This window comes from Neorhizobium sp. P12A (assembly GCF_008365395.1).
Classification (GTDB): domain Bacteria; phylum Pseudomonadota; class Alphaproteobacteria; order Rhizobiales; family Rhizobiaceae; genus Rhizobium.
Genome location: NZ_QOVX01000011.1, coordinates 1 through 20,596 on the forward strand (window position 1 = coordinate 1; position 20,596 = coordinate 20,596).

17 protein-coding genes are annotated in these 20,596 nt (G+C 60.0%); 3 read left to right on the forward strand and 14 right to left on the reverse strand.

The features are described 5' to 3' along the window. Nucleotides 1-226: 226 nt before the first annotated feature. Genes DTW90_RS24630 through DTW90_RS24650 form a run of 5 tightly spaced genes read right to left on the reverse strand, consistent with a single transcriptional unit; the run spans nt 227 to nt 6,311 of the window. Entirely contained in the window at nt 227-850 is a 624-nt protein-coding gene (locus tag DTW90_RS24630; protein WP_149341601.1) for a nucleoside triphosphate hydrolase, read from the reverse strand. A 15-nt stretch (nt 851-865) separates the two neighbouring features. Beyond that, nucleotides 866-1,630, reverse strand: a complete 765-nt coding sequence (locus DTW90_RS24635) for a glutamine amidotransferase (RefSeq protein WP_149341603.1) — start codon at nt 1,628-1,630, stop codon at nt 866-868. Nucleotides 1,631-1,689: 59 nt separating this feature from the next. Further along, nucleotides 1,690-2,694, reverse strand: coding sequence for a rhamnose ABC transporter substrate-binding protein (locus DTW90_RS24640; RefSeq protein ID WP_149341605.1), 1,005 nt, complete (start codon nt 2,692-2,694; stop codon nt 1,690-1,692). 54 nt (nt 2,695-2,748) lie between these two features. Beyond that, the gene (locus DTW90_RS24645; RefSeq protein WP_149341607.1) at nt 2,749-3,759 is read right to left on the reverse strand and encodes an ABC transporter permease; all 1,011 of its coding nucleotides are present in this window, start codon (nt 3,757-3,759) and stop codon (nt 2,749-2,751) included. Continuing rightward, complete coding sequence (locus tag DTW90_RS24650; protein WP_246665021.1) at nt 3,756-6,311, reverse strand: ATP-binding cassette domain-containing protein; 2,556 nt, start codon at nt 6,309-6,311, stop codon at nt 3,756-3,758. Before DTW90_RS24650 ends, DTW90_RS24645 begins: the two co-directional genes overlap by 4 nt. Before the next feature lie 244 nt (nt 6,312-6,555). On the opposite strand from DTW90_RS24650, the gene DTW90_RS24655 reads away from it, so the two are divergent. Beyond that, nucleotides 6,556-7,806 (forward strand): ROK family transcriptional regulator, encoded by a 1,251-nt coding sequence (locus DTW90_RS24655; RefSeq protein ID WP_149341611.1) that lies wholly within the window; start codon nt 6,556-6,558, stop codon nt 7,804-7,806. A 291-nt stretch (nt 7,807-8,097) separates the two neighbouring features. Beyond that, nucleotides 8,098-9,264: an ATP-binding protein gene (locus DTW90_RS24660; RefSeq protein WP_149341891.1), complete on the forward strand. Its 1,167-nt coding sequence runs from the start codon at nt 8,098-8,100 to the stop codon at nt 9,262-9,264. A gap of 100 nt (nt 9,265-9,364) precedes the next feature. On the opposite strand, the gene DTW90_RS24665 is transcribed toward DTW90_RS24660, so the two are convergent. Beyond that, entirely contained in the window at nt 9,365-10,546 is a 1,182-nt protein-coding gene (locus tag DTW90_RS24665; protein WP_246665022.1) for a carbohydrate porin, read from the reverse strand. A 454-nt stretch (nt 10,547-11,000) separates the two neighbouring features. Here DTW90_RS24665 and serA point away from each other — a divergent pair, with 454 nt between their 5' ends. Further along, complete coding sequence (gene serA, locus DTW90_RS24670) at nt 11,001-12,239, forward strand: phosphoglycerate dehydrogenase (RefSeq protein WP_149341615.1); 1,239 nt, start codon at nt 11,001-11,003, stop codon at nt 12,237-12,239. A gap of 111 nt (nt 12,240-12,350) precedes the next feature. Here the strand turns inward: serA and atzF are convergent, their stop codons facing one another. The 8 genes from atzF to DTW90_RS24710 are packed head-to-tail and all read right to left on the reverse strand — an operon-like array spanning nt 12,351 to nt 20,577. Further along, nucleotides 12,351-14,183 carry an allophanate hydrolase gene (atzF, locus tag DTW90_RS24675; protein WP_149341617.1) on the reverse strand — a complete coding sequence of 611 codons (1,833 nt, stop codon included), beginning with the start codon at nt 14,181-14,183 and terminating at the stop codon, nt 12,351-12,353. Next, the gene (locus DTW90_RS24680; RefSeq protein WP_149341619.1) at nt 14,180-14,533 is read right to left on the reverse strand and encodes a cupin domain-containing protein; all 354 of its coding nucleotides are present in this window, start codon (nt 14,531-14,533) and stop codon (nt 14,180-14,182) included. Before DTW90_RS24680 ends, atzF begins: the two co-directional genes overlap by 4 nt. Continuing rightward, a complete protein-coding gene (locus DTW90_RS24685) occupies nt 14,526-15,191 on the reverse strand; it encodes an isochorismatase family cysteine hydrolase (RefSeq protein WP_149341621.1) in 666 nt (221 codons plus the stop codon). The genes DTW90_RS24680 and DTW90_RS24685 overlap by 8 nt, the downstream gene beginning before the upstream one ends. Beyond that, nucleotides 15,191-16,756, reverse strand: a complete 1,566-nt coding sequence (locus tag DTW90_RS24690; protein ID WP_149341623.1) for an ABC transporter ATP-binding protein — start codon at nt 16,754-16,756, stop codon at nt 15,191-15,193. The genes DTW90_RS24685 and DTW90_RS24690 overlap by 1 nt, the downstream gene beginning before the upstream one ends. Beyond that, nucleotides 16,753-17,454: an isochorismatase family cysteine hydrolase gene (locus tag DTW90_RS24695; protein ID WP_149341625.1), complete on the reverse strand. Its 702-nt coding sequence runs from the start codon at nt 17,452-17,454 to the stop codon at nt 16,753-16,755. Before DTW90_RS24695 ends, DTW90_RS24690 begins: the two co-directional genes overlap by 4 nt. Nucleotides 17,455-17,466: 12 nt before the next feature. After that, nucleotides 17,467-18,483, reverse strand: coding sequence for a formamidase (locus DTW90_RS24700; RefSeq protein WP_149341627.1), 1,017 nt, complete (start codon nt 18,481-18,483; stop codon nt 17,467-17,469). A gap of 19 nt (nt 18,484-18,502) precedes the next feature. Then, nucleotides 18,503-19,429, reverse strand: a complete 927-nt coding sequence (locus tag DTW90_RS24705; RefSeq protein WP_149341893.1) for an ABC transporter permease — start codon at nt 19,427-19,429, stop codon at nt 18,503-18,505. After that, on the reverse strand, nt 19,429-20,577 hold the full coding sequence (locus DTW90_RS24710) for an ABC transporter permease (protein ID WP_149341628.1): 1,149 nt from the start codon (nt 20,575-20,577) through the stop codon (nt 19,429-19,431). The genes DTW90_RS24705 and DTW90_RS24710 overlap by 1 nt, the downstream gene beginning before the upstream one ends. Nucleotides 20,578-20,596: the final 19 nt, after the last annotated feature.

The following is a 20,596-nucleotide window of genomic DNA, read 5'->3' on the forward strand; positions in this document are numbered from 1 at the left end:
CACGGCTAGAGGCATTGGCAACAACGCCAGTCGACTGTTCCATCGATTGCTACTCGGCTCCCATCGAATCGCCAAGGGACTTAATATGAGTTTAGCCTAAGAAATGACACCGGCAATGGTTGTACGCTTAATCGGACTACAATTAGTAACCTCGTCAGCGGTTCGGCGTTTCTTTCCTGTTTGAAAGCATCTCGGGTAGCGTGCCTTGAGCTTCGGTCTCGGCCCTTCAAAAGCGCAGCCCATAATCCGCCGGACGGCTCGATGTTTGAATCAGGTCCACATTCAGCATGTCGCTGGAATCGACCTGCTGCGCGATCTCCTCGCTCGACTTGCCGTGTTCCGCCCAACGTTTCATCAGTCTTTGTCGCAAGGTCTCTCGAGGAACATCCAACATCATGGTCGTATCGAAGGTGAGAGCGTTCCACCCATCCCGATCCAGCAGGAGATAATTGCCTTCAACGAGAACCAGGCGCACCGATTGTGGAATAATGCGAGCCCCCGCCCGCGCAATCTCCAGCGAGCGATCGAAGACCGGCAGCGCGATTTCTTTGACCGCGTTGCGCCGGAGCCGGTCCAGCATGTGGAAAAAACCTTCGATGTCAAAGGTCTCAGGGGCGCCCTTGCGCGGGCGCAATCCCCGTGGGATCAAAACCTGGTCATCGAAATGATATCCGTCCATCGGGAAGACAGCAGCGTAACCGGGCGTCTTCGCGTTCAGAACGGTTTCCATTCTTTCGGCCAAGGTCGATTTACCGGAGCCGGGTGGCCCGGCAACGGCAACGATCCGTCGTTCGCCGTCCGCGATGTTCGCGAGAAGATCGACAAGCTCTTGTTCGGATATATATTTCATTGCGCGCTTCCTGGATCAGATTTCGCGCGCGAGCCAGCGAACCATATTGGTCATCAGTTGGTCATATCCTCGCCAGCGCATGAAGTCGTCGGAGAGCCAATGGGGTCCGATATCTGTCGCCCATGCCAGCGATCGACCGGCGCCATAGTCGCGAACGGCCAGAAGCGGCAGTTCTCTTCCTCGGATGGAGCATTGGACCAAGCCAACCGCTTTGTCATCGGTCCGAAGGACAACACGATTCATTCCAAGCACGAAGGGAAGCTGCGATGGGACACCAGTTAGAACCGGGTGGCCTCCATCGATCACAATGGGATCGAGGCCTTCCGGCGCCTCAAGGCCATCGGGTCCAGCACTGATCTCGACCGGCAGGCACTCCTCGATAGCAGTGCCGTGGAACATAGCTGATCCGTCCATGCCCTGGAAACAGGTGTAGCCACCCGCCATCAGCAATGCGCCGCCCTGCTCTACCCAATGGCGAAGAAGCTCCAGCCTGTTGACTGATCGCTGCCCCGCTCGGGTTTCAGGTGTGTATAGCAGCGACAGCGCGCCGACATCGGAGATCACGACAACCGAATATTGCGAGAGCGCTTCCAGTGTCGTCGGAAACTCGGCCTCGCATCGTTCGCCGCCGATCTGGACGACATCGATCCCATGGGCGGCGAGTGCCTGGATGTATCGCGTCGCGCCATTGGAGTAGCGGGATGATGACCCGACCTCCAACCCCTTGGAAGCGAATGAGGTGACGTGGAAAGTCTCGCCCGCAAGAAGTACCGGCTTCATGACAGATCCTCGATGGAGAAGGGTGAGCAACGCCATGTCGGCGTTGCTCCGTTTCAAAGTCAGAACTTGAATTCTTCGACGTTGCTCGGCGTTACGATCTTTGCCGGCCCGAGCAGAACCTCGCCCTTGGCTCCAACCTTGTAGGATCCGAGACGACCGGCGGTGAAGGTTTCGCCTTCCTTGCCGCTGACTTTGCACTCGGCGACGGCCTGCGCGGCGTAATATGTCAGGTAGCCGAGATCCTTGACGTTCCACCAGATGTCCTGGACGGAGCCGTCCTGAATATACTTCTTGATAAGAGTGGCGGGCGCCAATCCAGTCAGCTTGATCTTGCCGAGAAGACCGGCCTGCTCCATGGCGCGGGCGGCGGCTGGCAGACCAATGCCGGCAGGAATGATGATGCCCTTCAAGTTGGGAAACGCCTGCGCAAGGCCCAGAGCCTGCTGCTGATTCACCTGTTCGCTTTCCTGACCATAGGCGACCTGCACCAGCTTCATCTTCGAATATTTCTTGTCGGCCGCCATCTTCTTTTTCATGAAGTCGATCCAGGCGTTCTGGTTCGTGGCCGTCGGCGTGGAGGACAGGATCGCAAAATCGCCTTCGTAGTTGATGAGTTGCCCCATCGACTCCAGCATCATTTCGGCCAAACTATCGCCGGCTGCCTGGTTCAGGAAGAGCGTGCGGGAATTCGTAGCGACGTCGGAGTCGTAGGAGACGATCTTTACGCCCTGCTTTTCGGCGCGACGAAGTGCGGGAGCAACGGCGTTGGCATCGTTCGCCGAAATCGCGATGACGCCGACCTTCTGGGAAACCAGATTGTTGATGAAATCAATCTGGGCTTCTGCTGTCGCCTGGGAGGGTGCCTGCTTGATCGCCTTGCCGCCGATCTCGGCTGCGGCCTCTTCCGCCCCGGTCTGGGCGACCTGGAAATAGGGGTCCGTGTCGAGCTTCGGCAGGAAGCCTACGGTAACAGGCGCCTTGGCGCAGTCGGCCGCACTTGCCACTCCGAAGCTTGCAATCAGTGTGCTGGCGAGAAGCAGCGATGTCAAAACTGTCGTTTTCATGAAGTTTCCTCCTCCGAAAGTCCGGCTTGAGTGAACATTGCGAGCCACCGGATGCTACTCGCTTGTCTTGGTTTTGAAGTAGTGGGTTCTAACGCTGGCGAAGATGCGCTCGGCCGCATTGCTGGCGAGCAGCGAGACGATCAGCAGCAGTCCGATGACCGTCCCTTGCGCATCGCCGCCAGTCTGCAGAAGGCCAAGAACGTTTCGGATCGTCGCAAACAGGAGCAGAGCCCACAAAACACCCGTCAGCTTGCCCTTGCCTCCAAAGACGCTGATGCCGCCAAGGAGCGCGATCGTTATGACATCCAACTCGATGCCAAGCGCATTGTTGGCTCGAGCGTTGGCCAGCCGTGCAGCGTAGACCATCCCGGCAGCGGCGCAGACGACACCCGACGTGATGAACAGACCCAGCACCGTCCGAGCAAGACGGATGCCCGAGTATCGTGCCGCCTCGGGACTTCCGCCGATGGCATATATCCGGCGTCCCAGCGGCATCCTTTGCAAAGCGATTGCGAACATCGGCGCAAGAACGATGAATGGCGCGATGGTCCAGGGAACCGGCGTATCGCCGACGGTATTGATACCAAAATCGAGGAAGCTGTCGGGAAAGTCGTTGATCGAGTCCGAGCCGAGCAGAATATAGCCGATACCCCGGAACAGCGCCATTGTTCCCAGCGTAACGACCAGCGACGGCAAGCCCAGTTTCGTCACAAGCACGCCATTAAAGGCGCCGCAAGCGGCTCCCGCCAGCAATGTCAGGGGAATGGCGGCGTAGAGGGGAAACTCCGCCTGGACCATCAGGCCGAACACAACGCTCGTGAGCGCCAGCGTGCTGCCGACCGAAAGGTCGATCTCACGGGCGATGATAAGAAACACCATCGGCAGCGCGATCAGAGCTCGTTCCGAGATTCCCGCGACGGCCTGCGAAATATTGAAGGTCGATGCGAAGTTCGGCACCTCGAGGATTGCGTAGAGGATCACGACAATGGTGATCGCAGCCAGGAAGTTGTCCCAGTTGCCGATACGGGCGACGAAATCAGTCTTTTCCTTCGATTTGTCGATCATGAGTGCGCTCCTCCGCGGGCCGCTCTTCGGGCGACATAGGCGTCGATGCCGATGGCGATGAGGATGACGAGACCGTAGACACCCTGAAGCCATAGGGGGTCGACGCGCACGAGCGTGAGGCCATTGTTGATCACCAGGAGCAGCAGGGCGCCGGCGGCGACGCCGAGCACGGTGCCGGACCCCCCGCGAACGGCGACACCGCCGACGACGACGGCGGCGATGACCGTCAACTCGAAGCCATAGGCAACGCGCGCATCAACCGTGGCGTATCGGGACGCCCAGAGAGCGCCGTCGAATCCCGCGAGGAGACCGGCTGCGGCAAATGCCAGCAGAATGCGAGGTCTCGCGGGGATCCCGATGAGCCTTGCACCTTCCGGGTTGGAGCCGATTGCATAAAGTTCGCGTCCAAGCGAGGTGTAGCGAAGGACGTAGCCTGCAATCAGCAAGGTGGCGACGGCGATGAGAATGATTGCCGGAACGCCAAGGATGTTTGCGCTGGTCATGTCCAGCCAAGCCTGCGGCACCTGGTCGGCACTGACCTGAGTGCCGCCCGCCCATATGCTGTTCAAGCCGCGGAAAACGGACATCGTGCCCAATGTCACGACAATGGCCGGCACCCGTCCATAGGTGATGATCACCCCGTTTACTGTGCCGGCAACCAGGCCGATCGCGCAGGCAAGAAGCAAGCCGCCGATCACACCTATTTCCGGATGGGCATGAAGGGTCGAAGCTGCGCCATAAGCCGCCAGCCCTATGATCGCAGCGACGGACAGGTCGATGCTGCGCGTTATCAACACCAACATTTGCGCAACGGCGACGATCATCAGCAGACCGGCGTCCATGGCCAGAGCGGAGAGGTTCGATCCGCTCAACATGCGAATGTTGAGGATTGAAATTGGAACGATCACGGCAAGCATGGCTGCAACAAGCCCAAATTCGCGCCGGGCAAATATCCGCTTTAACGGGCTTTGATGCGAACTGAGCTCAATGTGCTCGATCCCTGTATGGACCGGCTTGGCGACAACCTCTCCATCGATCTTCTGAACGATGGCATCCGTTGCTGCGGCAATCACCTTTTCCTGCGTGGCCTCGTCGCGTTCGAACCTGCCGGAAATATGTCCTTCCCGCAGCACAATCATGCGGTCAGACATTCCGAGAAGCTCGGGAAGCTCCGACGAGATCAGGATGATTGCCATGCCCTGGCTGGCGAGATCAGCCATCATCGCATGGACGTCGGCCTTTGCCTGGACGTCAATGCCCTGGGTGGGCTCGTCGAGGATCAGAATCCGAGGGTTGGTCGCCAGCCACTTCGACACAACGACCTTTTGCTGATTGCCGCCCGAAAGAGAAGTGACCGGCTGTTCGTAGGAACTGAAGCGCAGACGCAATCGATTGAGGAAGGGTTCGGCGAGCCGCAGTTCTTTCGAGCGAGACATCATCCCGCCACGCGTTGCCTTGTCGAGAACGGTGAGCGACGCGTTGTTCAAGATCGAGAAGTCCATCACCAGGCTTTGGCCAATACGATCCTCGGAGACGTAGGCGATGCCCTGTTCCATCGCTTCGCTTGCGGACGAAAAATAGACGACACGGCCATCTACCGCGATGGAACCTGCAGTCGGCCGATCGATACCGAACAGCACGCGAGCGATCTCCGTGCGGCCGCTTCCCACCAACCCTCCGAAGCCGAGAATTTCTCCTGCCTTGAGCTCAAAAGAAATGTCGTCGAAGGTGCTACTGCGCGACAGGCCATCAACCTTGAGGACAACGCTCCCAGGAGCCGAGGTATGACGAGGGTAAAGCCCATCGAGCGCACGACCGACCATCATCTGGATAGCGCGCTCGCGGGACAAATCCGCGGTCAATTCGGTACCGACGAGCCGTCCGTCACGCAGGACCGCGATCCGATCGGACACGCGGTAGATCTCATCCATGCGATGGCCGACGAACATCATTGCCACCCCGCGCTGCCGCAGAGAGCCCACGACGGCGAAGAGCCGCTCGACTTCGCGCTGCGACAGGGCTGCCGTCGGTTCGTCCATGATCAGCACCCGAGCATCCAGCGACAGGGCGCGAGCAACTTCGACCAATTGCTGCTCGGACGTCCTGAGTTTGCCCAGAGGCTGGGAAACGTCCGCATCGAGGCCGACGGTCTTTAGGAGACGGGCCGCCTCCGCCTGCATGGAGCCGTGATCGAGCTTCCACGATGCTCCAGTCTGACCAATGAAGAGGTTTTCGGCTATGCTGAGGTCCGGAAACAGACCCGGATGCTGGTGCATCACCGCGACACCCGCATGCTGGGCCTCGAGGGGTGAAGAGAAGCGCCGCTGCTGGCCGCCGATGACAATCGAACCCATGTCCGGCCGATGGACGCCCGCAAGCACTTTCACGCATGTGCTTTTGCCGGCGCCGTTCTCGCCAAGCAAAGCCAGAACTTCACCTGCCCGAAGCTCGATGCTCACGTCCGATACGGCGACGGTACCGCCGAAGACCTTGGTTACACCAACGAGCGACGCTGCGACTTCAACAGTGTCTTTCGATGCGGCCGCAGGCATGGAGACATCCTCAAGCATGCTTGCCAACATCAGTGCGCAAAGCCGCGATTACGATCCGGCAACGGGAAGAAATCATGGGGTCCTCACCACAAACTCATTCCGCCAACTCCTACCGCGGAATAATTAAAGCAAGTTACTATAATTGGAATTGAACTTCGTCAAGAGGCATCGTAGTGTCGTTTTGACAATCGGAGATCGGCGCGTAAAACAGCGCGAATTCACGGGATGTGCGGAGCCGACAAACATGGCAGGCAAGGGCAGCAATTCGATGCAGTTGCGCTATTACAACGAACGGGTCGTTCTCGACGCCGTTCGGCGGTCGGGCGAGGCATCCAAGGCCGAAATTGCACGATACGCTCACCTTACCCCGCCTGCAGTTGCGGCGATCGTCGACGCCCTTGTCGACGGCGGCTATCTCGTGGAGAACGGCAAGCGTTTTGGCGGGAAAGGACAACCGTCTGCGATGTACCGATTGGCAAACAACGGCGCATTTTCGATCGGGCTCCATGTCGGCCGCCGTGCGCTCGATGCCATATTGACCGATTTTGCAGGCCAGACGGTGGCCTTCGAGACCCATGACTACGATCATCCCAATCCGGTCGGAATCAGACAATTGGGCGATGAGGCGATTGCCCGATTTCAGAGTGCTTTGGGAGCAAGTGATCGCAAGCGTCTCGTCGGCATAGGTATCTCTGCTCCGTATTTCATTGGAGGCTGGGATGCGGAACTCGGCTTTCCTTCTGAGGTCCAGCTCGAGTGGCGCACGTTCGATCTAAGATCGTACTTTGCTGACAGGTATGATCTTCCTGTGATGATCGAGAACGACGCCTCGGCCGCTGCAATCGCGGAACTGGTCTACGGCGTGGGCAGGCGGCACTCCGACTTCCTGCACCTTTCGCTCAGCACCTTTGTCGGCGGCGGCCTCGTGCTTGACGGCACGTTGCAAACAGGTCCGAATGGCAACACGGCAGCCTATGGCCCCTTTCCCGTGACGCATTCGACTCTGAATTCTGTGCCGAAGCCTCCGGGGAAATTCGATGTGCTTTTGCATCGCGCTTCGATTTTTACCCTGGTGAACCATCTGAGATCGAACGGCTTCCAGATCACGCGGGTTCGCGATCTCGATCCCATGCCATCTGCCGCGCAGGTTCTGGTATCGGAATGGCAGGACGATTGCGCTGATGCCCTGGCCCAGGCCCTTATCGGTAGCATCTCCGTTGTCGACGTCGAGGCCGTTGTCGTTGACGGACTGTTGCCAAGACCTCTGCTCGTAGACACCGTGGAGCGGGTCAAGCACTGTTTTGTCGAGATGATGCCACCCGGCCTAATCCCGCCGGCGATCACTGCCGGCGAGTTGGGCGCGCGCGCTTCCGCTTTAGGGGCAAGTCTGATGCCGCTCTATGCGATGTTCGGTCCTGACACGGGCGTACTGATGAAGAAGGGCATCGACAAGAAACCCCTCATGATTGGTTCGGAGTACAATCGGCGCGGCTGAGAAAAGTGAAGTGATAATCAAAGAAATTCTCCCGGATTCGCTCACGTGCAGACTTGATGCCCTCCAGACTTGCTCTTGAAGAGACCTGAACCGTCGACCCGCGAATGTTTGGGGAGAAAAAATTGCTATATTCAGGCCCGAGATTGGCGATCCCGATTTACGGGATACGGAGAGGCGGTATCGTCGCATCGCATTTAGGCGTAGGTAGAATTATCGCACGAAACGCTCGAACTCGAACCACCGCCCTCTTTGTCCTTGCAAATCTGGAGCGGAGGTCCATAAATGCAAGGTATGATAAAACGCAGGATTCAGTCAGACCTCCAAGACTTACTCGGCTCCAGTCCCGCGGTGGCGCTGATTGGCCCTCGGCAGGTGGGCAAAACGACCTTGGCGCTTGAAATCAGCGAGACACGACCGTCGATCTATCTCGATCTGGAATCGGACGCGGATCGCGCCAAGCTGGGCGAGCCGGAGCTGTATCTCAGCCAGCACGCGGATAAATTGGTGATTCTCGACGAAGTCCACCGATTGCCGAACCTATTCCAGAACCTCCGTGGCCTTATCGACCGCGGCCGACGATCCGGTCGTAAAGCCGGCCAGTTCCTCCTTCTCGGATCGGCCTCGATCGACTTATTGCGGCAGTCCGGTGAAACCCTTGCCGGGCGCATTGCCTATCTGGAAATGCATCCGATCGATGGTCTTGAGGTTCCGACAAAAGATATTTCCCGCTTGTGGGTCCGTGGCGGCTTTCCAGACAGTTTTCTCGCCGAGGGAGACCACATTAGCCAGCGCTGGCGGCAGGATTTTATTCGCACTTATCTGGAGCGCGATATTCCTCAACTCGGCCCTCGGATTCCTGCGGAAACCTTGAGGCGATTTTGGACAATGCTCGCCCACCACCAATCCGGGCTTCTTAACGCCGCCGAATTCGCGCGATCACTTGGCGTCGACGGCAAGACTGTTGCGTCCTATCTCGATCTGCTTGTGGATCTCCTCCTAGTGAGACGATTGGAACCTTGGCATGCCAACGTAGGCAAGCGGTTGGTCAAATCCCCGCGGATCTATGTTCGGGATAGCGGACTGACCCACACACTTCTGGGCCTGGCAAATGAAGAGCAATTGCTAGGCCATCCCGTTGCCGGAGCAAGCTGGGAAGGCTTTGCCATAGAAACGTTGATCGCTGCTGCCCCGACGGGAACCACGGCGAATTTTTACCGGACCGCTGCAGGTGCGGAAATCGATCTACTATTAACATTGCCTGGGCGCCGGCCTTGGGCGATTGAAATCAAGCGAAGCCTAAGTCCGACGCTTGAGAAAGGTTTTTATCTCGCCTGTGAAGATCTTGAGCCCGAACAACGTCTCGTCCTCTATCCAGGCGAAGTCTCCTTCCCGCTCAAGAATGATGTAACTGCCTTGTCTATTTCCTCCGCCGCGAGGATGCTGCAGGACGTCCGCTGACAGGGTCGCAGGTTCCAATCCTTTCAAGAGCCACGCAAGTTGGACAGCTGTAAGAGGCAATCGCCGGTGAACGGCGGCGATAATTCCAACTCGCATCCCCCTAAAACGTCGCCGCTGCGCGCAATCCAACGACGGTCGCGTTGGGAATAGTCTTGCCGGGTTTGTCGGGATCTTCAGCATTTGCGCCGGGCCGGATGATATATTGGACGAAGGGTTGCAGAGACAGAGCCGGCGTAACAGCTGCCTGGTAGGTTATCTCGATGACCTGCTCCGCCGTTGGCTCGGGCACCGAACCCCCGAAGGTATTTTCCGTCTTGGCAAATTCCCGCGCGCCGGAGGACGCATGCGCGAAAGCGTAGCTGATACCGGCGACATCATCGCCTCGCCCTGGCAGAAGCCCCTTGTATGTCAGCCCGCTATCGAAATACCAGTCCGTCAGATTCCGGTCGGACTGTGGTGCGACTGCTACACGAAGGAAGCCGTTGAGTCCGTTGTCGCGACTGCCATGCTCCCCCCACAGCGTCTGATCGATGATCGCGTAAATCGCATAGTCGCCCGAAAGCCGCGCCGGTACTCCGTCCGAAGCGGGATCGGCAAGCGACAGACCGCTGCGATCAGCTAAGAGACTGTCGAACGTTTCGGAATTGTACCACGCGCCGATCTTATATGTGCCCGGTAACCCGGAGCTGTCCTTCGATGGCGTATAGCTATAGGCCGCTTCGGCAATCGCGAGAACGCCATCTCCCAGCGGAAAGCCCAGCCCGTTTTTGTTTCCATCAGGATCCGAGCCAGTCGGGCTGCCGTTGAAGATCGCAGCTTGCAGCGTCCATGCATCATTCGGCTTGAATATCGCTTGAACCGCAGGGACCGCATAGGGATAGGCGGGGCCACCTCCCGGCAGATCATTGGCGAAGATGCCGGGCCAGCCAAAGGTCGAATTCACGAACAGGGCAGCATTGGTGCTGATGGCGAAGTTCTGGTCGGCGAGGATCTGTCCGGCCTTGAACGTCAACTTCCCGTCTGAGAGCTCTTGTGACAGATATAATTCGCTCAATCGGACACCCGGGTCGGCCTCCAGGGAGCTGGTCTCCAGCAGGTTGCCGACCTTGCTTCCAAGGCCCTGCCCCTGCACCGCATATCCCGAGGCATGGACCGTCGCTCCGTCCCAGCCGAAAAGCCTGCCCAGATCGAAATCGCCCTGAAGCTGGAAGGCACCTGCGTAACCAGTGCCCGTGTTGATGCCGCCCGATACGTTCGCAAGGCCGTCACTCTCTTGCGTCAATGTGAAGGTGACGCCACGGTCATGTAACCAATCTCGGCTGCCGGACCAATTGCCCGTCAATGTAGTGCTAGAATAGTCCGGCGGCTGGCTGTCATCGGCACAGACCGGGGACCCGGCAAGGGTGGCGCAACTGCAGACTACAAAGCGAAATCGCACGCGCCACCTCTTTTCAAGGAACCACTAATTTCAGGAGCCGACGGCGCAATCTGCGAATTGCTGTAGAGAGTCGTCAAGGGGAAGACATGCAGCCACGGCCATTGGCAAGCGGATTTCGCCCCCTGAGAGCATGCTGGACACATCGCTTTTCTTTCGCATCTGCAATGGCGTGGAATCGACACCTGAGTTTGCTCTTGCACTGTTCATCGGATGGTCGCTAAGTCATGTTACCACGGCGGGCGTTTGTGGCGAACGAGCGACCTCGCCCAATTAGAATTCGACTATCGAAGGCAGTTCAATGACGGCACAACTTTCTCTTCCCCGCGATCGGATTTCCGTACTTCTGTTGGAGGGGATCAGCCAGAGTGCGGTGGACTACTTTTCAGCATCCGGCTACGTGAATCTCATTCATTTGCCGAAGGCTTTGGATGACAAGGATCTTAAGTCTCACATAGCCGAGGCTCACATCGTCGGAATTCGCTCGCGCACGCAACTGACCGAGGAGATTTTCAGCTCCGCCAAGAAGCTCATGGCCGTCGGCTGTTTTTCCGTGGGCACAAATCAGGTCGATCTGGATGCTGCCCGCCGACGCGGGATTCCCGTGTTCAACGCCCCCTATTCGAACACGCGCTCGGTCGCAGAGCTTGTGATCGGTGAAATTATCATGCTGACCAGGCGGATTCTCCCGCGCTCGGCATCGGCACACGAAGGTGGCTGGGACAAATCTGCGGAAGGCAGCCGTGAGCTCCGCGGGAAAACGCTGGGCATCGTGGGATACGGCAACATCGGCATGCAGCTCAGCGTTCTTGCTGAAAGCATGGGCATGATCGTCCGCTACTTCGATCTTTCCGACAAGCTTCGCCAAGGCAACTCGGAATCAATGGCCTCGCTCGGCGAGCTGCTGGAAATCTCCGATTTCGTGACGATGCATGTTCCGGAAACCAGCTCGACGCAAAACATGATAACTGAAGCCGAGCTGCGCAAAATGAAAAAGGGAGCCTTTTTCATCAATAATTCCCGCGGCACCGTGGTGGATCTCGAAGCGCTCGCGAAAGTTTTGAAAGAAGGACATCTTGCAGGCGCTGCTGTCGACGTATTCCCGAAGGAGCCGGCATCAAACAAAGAGCGCTTCGAAACGCCGTTGCAAGGTTTGAGTAATGTCATTCTCACTCCGCATATCGGCGGATCGACCGAAGAAGCCCAGGAGCGCATTGGAAGGGAAGTCGCCAGAAAGCTTGTGGAATATTCCGATGTCGGCTCGACGCTGGGCGCGGTCAATTTCCCGCAAGTTCAACTGCCGCCACGTCCAAACGGCACGCGCTTCATCCATGTTCACGAAAATCGCCCAGGCATCTTGAACAGCCTCAATACAGTCATTTCGTCCCGTGGACTGAATATCGTCGGCGAGTTCCTGCAGACGCACGGCGAAACCGGCTACGTGGTTATCGAAGTCGAAGGCGTTGGCCAAACGGCAAACGATATCCTTGATGCGCTCCGCCAGATCCCGGGAACAATAAGGGCTCGGCTGGTCTACTGACACCGGTTGCAGGCAGGCGATGCCGCCCATAGACAGACGCCAATCGGCCGGTACCGTTTCCAGTACCGGCCAATCAGCAGCCTTCTTACAAGCCCCCAATAAGAAGGTCCGTCACGCTCTGGTTCTCCCCAATCGGTTTGCCGCTTCCGCTCTCTGAATGTAGGCGCGCCAGCCGCCGTATTCCGTGATGTCGGTCGCTTCGCCAAGGGCAATGGGTTCGGCCAGGAAGCCCTTCGCCGAGGTTCCATCATCGAGAACGATCGTGCCGATGCCGAGCGGCGCCGGGATAGCGGCGACAAACTGACCGAATGCCGCCGGCGTCAATCGCCAGATTTCGACGTCAATGCCGGAGCCATGGCCCTCTTCGACACGAACAAGGCCGGGCTTGGGCGGCACCTGGCTGGCAAGAGCATAGAGCCGATAGGAGGACGACGTGCGCGCTGCTCGCAAGAAGCGGGCTTCGACGTCGCGGAGCTGACCATTCAGCGGCATGCCCGAGAGATGCGCGCCGACGACGACGAGATCGATCATGCCGCTGGACTCTACCGGGGAGACTGCTTGCGAAGTCGGCAGACCATGGCCGGTTGCGCCGAGCGTCAGCCCGCGTGCCGCATGAATGTCGCGAGCAAGCGAGGCGGTCAGGCCATCGCGGCCGGCTGGAGCGAGCAGGGTGACGCTCGCCGGCAGACCGTCGATGCGCGTCCCCGTCGGCACCGCGATGCCGCACATGTCGAGGAGATTGACGAAATTCGTGTAGGTGCCGAGGCGCGAATTCTCGCGGATCGGTTCGGCCTCCAGCTCGGCGCGCGTATAGTGGCGCGGTGCTGTCGGGACGCAGAAGAGATCGACGGAGGCAATCGCGGGCGCAAGCTTGCGTTTCAAGGCCTGCAGTGCATAGAAGCCGTTGAAGGCATCAGCGGCCGACAGCGTCTTCGCGGCGCCGTAGATTTTGCGCGTCACCGGATGGAAGCTGCCTTCCCTGGCGTCGAAGAATTCTTTGACCGCGGCATAGCGCTCAGCGACCCAGGCGCCCTCATAGAGGAGGTCCGCAACCCCAAAGAAATCGGCGAATGGCACCTCGACCAGCCGGTGGCCGAGGCCGGACAGCGTCGCAAGTGCAGCCTCATACGCCGCCTCCATGGCGTCGTCGCCGAAGAAGCGCCGATCCGTTTTAACGGGAACGCCGATGGTCAGCACTGGCGGCGCGGCACCGAAACCAACCGCGGGGATCAAGCGCGAATAGGCATCGCTGGGGTCGGGCTTTGCTGCCACGGAAAAGACCTTCCAGGCATCGTCCACCGTCAGCGCAAAGACCGAGACGCAATCCAGCGTCCGGCAGGCGGGGATCACACCCGTCGTCGAAAGCGCGCCGACGGAAGGCTTCAGCCCGACGATATTGTTGAGCCCAGCCGGGATACGTCCCGAACCCGCCGTATCCGTTCCGAGCGCGAAGCTGACGATCCCCTGCGCAGTGGCGACCGCCGAACCGGAAGAAGAGCCGCCCGGCACGAGATCGGGATCAATCGCGTTGCGCGGGATCGGATAAGGCGAGCGCACACCGACGAGGCCGGTGGCGAACTGGTCGAGATTGGTCTTGCCGATGACAAGCGCGCCCGCCTCCTTCAGCAGCTTGACAACCGTCGCGTCGGCCTCGGGCATGTGGCTATAGTCCGGGCAGGCAGCCGTCGTCGGCATGCCCGCGACGTCGATATTGTCCTTGACCGCGAAGGGTACGCCCCAGAGCGGTCTGGTCGCGGGGTCGAAGGGGCCAAGGGCTTCGGCCTGCGCCAGCAGACCCTTGACATCGGCCAGGTGGATGAAAATGCCGGGATCGTTCACCTCGGCGACGCGCGCAAATACGGTTTCGATCATGCCACCGGCGGTCAGGCCATTAGCATAGGCCGCGTGCAGGGAGGCGATATCGAAAGCTGGTCCCGCTCTCATGCTGTTTCCTCTTCCAGTATTTTGACGGGCCGGTCCCATTGGATCAGCACGACGCAGCCGGTGTCGCTCCAGACCGAATGTTCGGTGCCTGGCGCGTTGACCACATAGCTGCCCTTGCCGTAATCGCCGGCCTCATCGGATTGGGTGCCCTCAAGCACCAGGATGGTTTCGAGCCCTTCGTGTCGATGGCGGGGTACCGAGGCGCCTGCCTCGTATTTCAGAAGCGCCACACCCGGCTGATCGTCTTCGAAAGGCCGGATCCAGTGGATGGTGACATCGGGGCGGAACGGCCCGAATTCCAGCTCCCTCCAACCGCCTGACGTCAGGAGTTCGCGGATGGTCTCAGGCATGGATCGCCTCCAATATATCGTCCACATGCGCCGTCCAGCCGACGATCGCGCCCTGAGCGCGGATCATGGCGATGGCGGCAGCCTTGAATTCGGGGAAATAGCTCTCTGTCGCCTCTTCGGCGAGCAGGCACTCATAGCCTCGGTCGTTCGCCTCGCGCATGGTCGTCTGGACGCAGACTTCCGTCGTGACACCGGCGAAGACGAGCTGGGTGATGGCGCGCCGTTTCAGGATGTCGCCGAGATCAGTGGCGTAGAAGGCCCCCTTCCCCGGCTTTTCGATCACAACCTCATCGTTGATGGGCGCCAGTTCGGGAAGGATCGCCGTGCCCGGCTCGCCGGCAATGAGGATACGCCCCATCGGCCCTTCGTCACCGATCCTCAGCAAGGGATTGCCGCGGTCACGCTTGGCAGGTGGCAGGTCGGAAAGATCCGGCCTATGGCATTCCATCGTGTGGATCACCGGCAGTCCCGCCTTGCGGAAGCCTTCGATCAGCCGCTTCACATGGGGCACGATTTTCGTGATGCGGCTGACATCGTTGCCAAGGCTTTCGCCGAAACCGCCAAGCTCGGCGAAATCGCGCTGCATGTCGATGACGATCAAGGCGATCTCATCTGGCTTTGCCGCGAAGGCGAAAGGTTCTGCCTTGATATCAACCATCAGTGATGTCCCGCCATGTGCGCGCCGATGACGCCGATATCGGCCGAGAGCGCCGGCGTCTCGTAAACCAGCTTGCCCTCTGAGATCACCATGATGCGATCGGACATTTCCAGCAATTCGTCGAGGTCCTCCGAGAGCAGCAGTACGGCGGCGCCAGCATTGCGGGCGCGCATGATGCGGGCGCGGATTTCGGCGACCGCGGAGAAGTCGAGGCCGAAGCACGGGTTCGAGATGATCAGGAGATCGACCTGACCCGTCAGCTCGCGTGCAAGCACGGCGCGCTGGACGTTGCCGCCCGAAAGCGCCGCGATGGGCGAGGAGGACGAGGCGGTCTTCACCTTGAAATCGGCAATCAATTCGGCGGCTCGCTTCTTCATCTTGGTCGCACTCAGCCAGATCGCCTGGCTGCCATCGGCCTTGAGGTCGAAGGTGCGGAAGGCGAGGTTCTCGCTGACCGTCATCTTCGGTGCGCAGGCATTCTGCAGCGGCTCTTCCGGGATGAAGCGGACATTGTTTCGGCGCGTCTCCGGTCGCGTCGCGCCGTAGATCTCACCATTCACCATGACCCGGCCCGCGTCAGTCGGGCGTTGGCCGGCAAGGATTTCCGTCAGTTCCTTCTGGCCGTTGCCCGAGATACCGGCAATGCCGACGATCTCACCGGAGCGAACGGTCAGACTGTCGATCTCGATCGTCTTGAGGCCGGTGCGGTCCGGCGCCTTGACCTTTTCCACCGCCAAGACCGGCTTTGCGGAATTGGCAACGGGCACCCGAGTATCAAGCTCGGCAAGCTTGACGTCGCCGATCATCATCGCCGCCATGTCCGAGGTCGAGAGCTCGCCGACCTTGCCCGTCCCGACCAGCTTGCCGCGCCGCAGGATCGAGACCGCGTCGGCGAATTTCGTCACCTCATGGAACTTGTGGCTGATCATCAGCACGGTGAGTTCGCCGCGCTCGGTCATGCCGCGCACGAGACCGAGCATCTCGTCGGCCTCGGCCGGCGTCAGCACGGAGGTCGGCTCGTCAAGCACGAGGAAGGAGCGGCCGAGATAGAGCTGTTTGACGATCTCCAGCTTCTGCTTTTCGCCTGCGGCAAGCTCGCGAACCGGCCGGTCGAGTGGAATCTTGAAGGGCATGTGCTCCATGAACCCGGCGAGATCCTTGCGCTCCCTCCCCCAGTTGATGACCGAAGGCACTTCGGCGCGGCTGATGACCAGGTTTTCAGCGCCTGTCAGCGAGGGCACCAGCGTAAAATGCTGGTAGACCATGCCAAGACCGTAGGTCGCGGCATCCTTCGGCGATGCGATCGTCACTTCGCGGCCATCGACGGAGAGCGAACCCGTGGTCGCGTGGTAGAAGCCCATGATGCATTTGACGAGCGTCGACTTGCCGGCGCCGTTTTCGCCGAGCAGGGCATGGAAGCTGCCGGCCGGAATTTTGACGGAAACCCCGTCGAGCGCGGTGAAGCTTCCGAAGCGCATCGTCATGTCGAGCGTGTCGATGCCGACGGCCTTGCCGGCTTGCGGAAGGGGTGTGTCGCGGACGATATTTCGGACCGATGGGCTCATGGCAGGGCCTCGATCAGTGCCTTGGAATTAGAGACGGAGCCGAAGACGCCGCCCTGCATCTTCACCATCTTGATGGCGGCGAGATGATTGCCGTAATCGGTCGCACCGCAGCAGTCTTCCAGGAGCAGGCATTCGAAGCCACGGTCGTTCGCCTCGCGCATGGTGGTGGAGACACAGACGTCAGTCGTGATCCCGGCCAATATGATGTTTTCTATACGCTTCTGATTGAGGATCAGCTCGAGATCCGTGGCGCAGAACGAGCCCTTGCCCGGCTTGTCGATGATTACTTCGCCTTCGATCGGATAGAGTTCGGGAATGATGTCCCAGCCGGGTTCGCCACGCACAAGAATGCGGCCGCAGGGACCGCTGTCGCCGATGCCGGCGCCGATGCGCTGCGAGCGCCACCGCTTGTTGGCCGGCAGATCGGCGAGATCGGGACGATGGCCCTCGCGGGTGTGGATGATGTGATAGCCCTTGGCGCGCATGGCCGAGAGCACCGCCTTGATGGGTTCGATTGGCGCCTGGACCAGCGACAGGTCGTAGCCCATGTGGTCAACGTAACCGCCCTTGCCGCAGAAATCCGTCTGCATGTCGATGATGATGAGCGCAGTGTTGTCCGGCCTCAGACCACCATTGTAAGGCCACGCATAGGGATCGGCGCCGATATAATGTCCCTTGGTCTCGACCATCGCATCCATCGTCTTCTTCTCCTATTCGGCGGCAGGTTTGAGTGTCTCGCCGTAGCGGCGCACAGGCTTGTCGAATCCACAGGACGTGCCGTCCGTGATCTTGATCCCGTCTTCCCATGGCAGGCGGTATTGGCCGGCGATCAGGTCATGCATGTATGTGTAGGGCGCATCGCCCGCACCTCCCGAGACGGCCACATAGCCACGATGGCCGAACTGGTAGATGTTGTTCTCCACGCCCCAGCCGAGCCGCGCCTCCCGCACCAGATCGGGACGCACTTCCGCTGTGATGATCTCGTTGACTCGGCCAGATGTGCCGTGGGCGATGATCGAACCATCGAAATTGCAGATCATGCCTTCGCCCATGGAATCGAAGGTGCCGTCGGAACCGCACATGCACACGCTCGCTGTCACCATCAGGTTGCAGAAGGCATTGGACTGGTTGGTGAATGTCCAGCTGTCGCGGATCGGCGCCGTGTAGCCAGCCGTGCGGATCATGATCTCGGCGCCCTTATAGGCGCATTCGCGCGCCATCTCGGGAAACATGCCGTCGTGGCAAATGATCAGCGCCAGCTTGGCGCCCTTCGGGCCGTCGATGACGGGAATGCCGAGATTTCCGGGCTCCCAGGGCTCGACCGGCACCCAGGGGTGCATCTTGCGATAATAGAGCTTCAATTCACCATTGTCGTCGATGACGATGCCGGAATTGTAAGGCATGCCGCTGGGATTCCGCTCCATGATGGAGAAGCAGCCCCAGATCGCATTCTTGTGGCAGGCTTTCTTGAAGGCGTCGACTTCGGGTCCGTCCAGCGTGCACATGATGTCGGGATTGATATCCATCGACAGGCCGTGAAGCGCGTATTCGGGGAAGACAACCATATCCATGCCGGGCTGATTGCGCCGCGCCTTGCCCACGAGATCGACGATCACTTGCGTTTGCTGGGCAAGGTCTTCTCTGGTGACGGTCACAGGAAGCTGCAGCTGGACGAGACCTATGCCGACACCGTGTTCCGATTTGTTCAAACCGCCGAGGCCGTTCATGGCTTGGCTCCTTTCATGCTCATTTCGTAAGGGAAAGCGCGCCGGGGGCCCCGGCAAGCGAACGGGTCGGCGAAGATGTGGCGATGAGGATGATCAGCGTGAGGACATAGGGCGCTGCGTAGAAGAGATAGTAACCCTCGGTGACCCCGACGGACTGTAGCGCCGGCCCGAGGGCGCCCGCGCCGCCGAAAAGAAGCGCCGCCAGAAAACATCCGATCGGGTTCCACCGGGCGAAGATGACGAGCGCCACCGCCATCAAGCCCTGGCCGGACGAGATGCGCTCGTTCCAGGAGCCTGGATAGTAGAGCGACAGATAGGCGCCGCCCACGGCCGCGAGCGATCCGCCAACGGCGGTTGCGATCAGCCGGACGCGGTCGGGATGGATACCCATGGCACGGGCGGCATCGGTGCTGTCGCCGACGACCCTGAGGATAAGGCCGATCCTCGTGTTCCTGAATGCCCACCAGAACAGCACCGCTAGCGCGATACCGATCAGGAAGAGCGCGTTGACATCAAGCGCCGCACGCACCGGCGCCAACGTCGACCAGAAACCGAAGGGGATCGAGGGCAGGTGCGGCGCTGCCGGCTGGATGAAGGGCTTGCCGAGAAAGAACGCAAGGCCGAGACCGAACTGCATCATGGCGATACCGATCGCGATATCATTGATCTTCGGCCACTTGCAGATCCACCCGTGGATGCTGCCGAATACGGCACCGGTTGCCATTGCCGCGAGGACGCCGAGCCAGGGAGAACCGCTCATGACGTCGACGGCGTAGGCGGTCATGGCGCCGAAGACCAGCGTGCCCTCGAGGCCGAGATTGATACGGCCGGAGCGTTCGGTGATGGTTTCCCCGAGGCTCACGAAGATGAAGGGCGTCGAGACACGGATCGCTCCGGCAAGGATCGCAAGCGGCACACCCCAGACGCCGATGGCAGTATCTTCCATCATGCCTTCCCCTTGTTGAAGCCTCTGGCGTTCCAGAGATCGGGATTGAAGATCCTGAACCGGCCATAGAAGGTCTCGCAGAACAGGATCACGATAAAGAGCGTGCCCTGGAGGACGAGAACGGTGGCGTCCGGCAGGCCCATGCGCCGCTGGATCAGGCCGCCGGCGGCATCGATGCCGCCGAGAAAGAAGGCGACGGGAATGATCGCCAGCGGATTATGCCGCGCGAGGAAGGCGACGAGGATGCCGGTATAGCCGTAGCCGGCTGCAAGGGAAGCGTTGGCGCTGCCCTGGACGGCTGCGACTTCCACCATGCCGGCAAGACCGGCGAAGCCGCCGGCAATCGCCGTCAGTTCGCCGATCAGCCTGCCGACAGGCAGGCCCTGGATCTGGGCGGCACGCACATTCCCGCCGGCGATGCGTGCGGCAAAGCCGAAGCTCGTCATTTCGATCAGCACCCAGGAAAGGATGCAGGCGACGATGCCGATCACGAGGCCCCAATGCACGTCCATGCCCGGAATATTGCCCAGCATGTAGTCATGCGGCAGCGGCTTGGTGGAAGGCTTGTTGAGGCTCGCGGGATCGCGCAGCGGCCCCTCGACGAACTGGTTCATCAGGGCGATGGCGATATAGGCGAGCAGCAGCGAGGAAATGGTCTCGTTGACGCCGCGATAATGGCGCAGCAAGCCCGCCAGGCTGATCCAGATGCCACCAACGACGAAGGCGGCGGCGGCCATCAGGATCAGGACGATGAAGACCGGCGCCGTGCCGACGAGCGGCAGGGCGATCGCCGCTGCCGCGACACCGCCGAGAACAACCGCGCCTTCGCCACCGATGATGACGAGCCCGAGACGTGCCGGCAGCGCGACGCAGAGCGCGGTCAGAAGCAGCGGCGAGGCCCGGCTCAGGCTGTTCTGGATGGAAAACCAGCTGCCGAAGCCGCCGGTATACATCAGCTGGTAGAGCATGGCCGGCGATTTGCCGAGCGCAAGGATGAAAAGGGAGAAGAGCGCCAGGCCGGTCAGAATGCCGCCGAGCGTGATGACCACCGGCTCGGTTCGCCGCGCCAGCCATTCCAGCATCGGGCGCAGCGATGCCTGCCTGGTGGCAGCAAGCGAAATTGTCGGATCGTCGACCTTGACCGTCATGACGCTTCCCTCCCTTGGG

Bases quoted from the DNA above. Each gene is read 5' to 3' on its own strand.
- serA (WP_149341615.1), top strand. From the start codon at position 11,001: ATGACGGCACAACTTTCTCTTCCCCGCGATCGGATTTCCGTACTTCTG.
- DTW90_RS24685 (WP_149341621.1), bottom strand. From the start codon at position 15,191: ATGGTTGATATCAAGGCAGAACCTTTCGCCTTCGCGGCAAAGCCAGAT.
- DTW90_RS24690 (WP_149341623.1), bottom strand. From the start codon at position 16,756: ATGAGCCCATCGGTCCGAAATATCGTCCGCGACACACCCCTTCCGCAA.
- atzF (WP_149341617.1), bottom strand. From the start codon at position 14,183: ATGAGAGCGGGACCAGCTTTCGATATCGCCTCCCTGCACGCGGCCTAT.
- DTW90_RS24660 (WP_149341891.1), top strand. From the start codon at position 8,098: ATGATAAAACGCAGGATTCAGTCAGACCTCCAAGACTTACTCGGCTCC.
- DTW90_RS24650 (WP_246665021.1), bottom strand. From the start codon at position 6,311: ATGCCTGCGGCCGCATCGAAAGACACTGTTGAAGTCGCAGCGTCGCTC.
- DTW90_RS24635 (WP_149341603.1), bottom strand. From the start codon at position 1,630: ATGAAGCCGGTACTTCTTGCGGGCGAGACTTTCCACGTCACCTCATTC.
- DTW90_RS24700 (WP_149341627.1), bottom strand. From the start codon at position 18,483: ATGAACGGCCTCGGCGGTTTGAACAAATCGGAACACGGTGTCGGCATA.
- DTW90_RS24705 (WP_149341893.1), bottom strand. From the start codon at position 19,429: ATGGAAGATACTGCCATCGGCGTCTGGGGTGTGCCGCTTGCGATCCTT.
- DTW90_RS24695 (WP_149341625.1), bottom strand. From the start codon at position 17,454: ATGGATGCGATGGTCGAGACCAAGGGACATTATATCGGCGCCGATCCC.
- DTW90_RS24710 (WP_149341628.1), bottom strand. From the start codon at position 20,577: ATGACGGTCAAGGTCGACGATCCGACAATTTCGCTTGCTGCCACCAGG.
- DTW90_RS24630 (WP_149341601.1), bottom strand. From the start codon at position 850: ATGAAATATATATCCGAACAAGAGCTTGTCGATCTTCTCGCGAACATC.
- DTW90_RS24680 (WP_149341619.1), bottom strand. From the start codon at position 14,533: ATGCCTGAGACCATCCGCGAACTCCTGACGTCAGGCGGTTGGAGGGAG.
- DTW90_RS24655 (WP_149341611.1), top strand. From the start codon at position 6,556: ATGGCAGGCAAGGGCAGCAATTCGATGCAGTTGCGCTATTACAACGAA.
- DTW90_RS24640 (WP_149341605.1), bottom strand. From the start codon at position 2,694: ATGAAAACGACAGTTTTGACATCGCTGCTTCTCGCCAGCACACTGATT.
- DTW90_RS24645 (WP_149341607.1), bottom strand. From the start codon at position 3,759: ATGATCGACAAATCGAAGGAAAAGACTGATTTCGTCGCCCGTATCGGC.